1 protein-coding gene is annotated in these 1,048 nt (G+C 71.4%); it reads right to left on the reverse strand.

What is annotated here, in order from left to right:
- Positions 1 to 59: 59 nt before the first annotated feature.
- Positions 60 to 1,048: type IV toxin-antitoxin system AbiEi family antitoxin domain-containing protein (locus tag F6X68_RS32785; protein WP_370519028.1), on the reverse strand; the 989-nt coding region annotated here is incomplete at its 5' end.

The raw sequence follows: 1,048 nt of genomic DNA on the forward strand, positions 1-1,048 counted from the left end.
CCCGTTGATCATGAAGTTGTTGTCGCGACACGCCGACGCGGACGGCAACAACTTCATGATCAACGGAGCCGGGCGGCGGCGATGGCCTGGCGGACGGTGTGGGGGATGTAGGCGGGGTCCAGGGTGTCGGCCCAGGTGAAGCGCAGCACCGTCCAGCCGGCGTTGACCAGACGGTTCTGCCGGCGGCGGTCGGCGTGGACGGCCTCGGGGGTGCCGTGCGGGCCCCGTCCGTCGGCTTCGGCGATCACCCTCGGGCCCCGCCACCCGAGATCCCCGATCCCGAGCAGGTACCCGTCGTCGTCGCGCACCTCGAGCTGGAGGGCGTCCGGTGACACCCGGCCGTCGACGCAACGCAACCTCGTCCGGGTCTCCAGCGGGGACTGCGCCCGACCGTCCGCCTCCGCCAGGCGGGAGCGCGCCGCCACCGCGCCGCGCCGGCGTCTGATCATCCGCGGTACGGCGAGCAGATCATCGTCGGTGACGAGCCCACGGTTCAGCGCGGAGTCCAGCACGCAGACCGCCGCGTAGCGGTCTTCCCGGAGGACCAGGTCGGCGACGGTCCGCAACGGTGAGGTGACGGGGATGCCGTCGACCCGGACCAGTTGCCCCGGCGCGACCGTCAACTGGTGCACCACCACGTCGGGACTGGCCAGTCGGGCGGGCTTCGCGACCGGACCAGGCATCGACAGGTGGATCACCTCAGTCGCCCGGGGGCCCGCGATGCCGTGCAGCTCGGCGGCCGTTGTCAGGACGGCGGCGGCACGCGTACCGAAGGATGCGACAGCCGCCCTGATCCGCGCCCGTCGCGGGATGCCGTCATAGCGGTCGGCATCGACGAGGTAGCCACCACGGATCACCGCACGCCAGCGACCGGATCGACAGAGCCGATGTACCTCGTGCACCGAGAGCCCGGCCGCACGCGCCTGCGCCAACGTCACGATGCCGTCGCGCGCACCAGCCATCAACCGTACGACCGCCAGCGGACTCGTCTCCACACCGAACGACTGTCCCGCCAGCCGAAGACCGACGAAACCCCCTGTGGATAACC

This window comes from Micromonospora sp. AMSO12t, from assembly GCF_008806585.1.
GTDB classification, from domain to species: domain Bacteria; phylum Actinomycetota; class Actinomycetes; order Mycobacteriales; family Micromonosporaceae; genus Micromonospora; species Micromonospora reichwaldensis.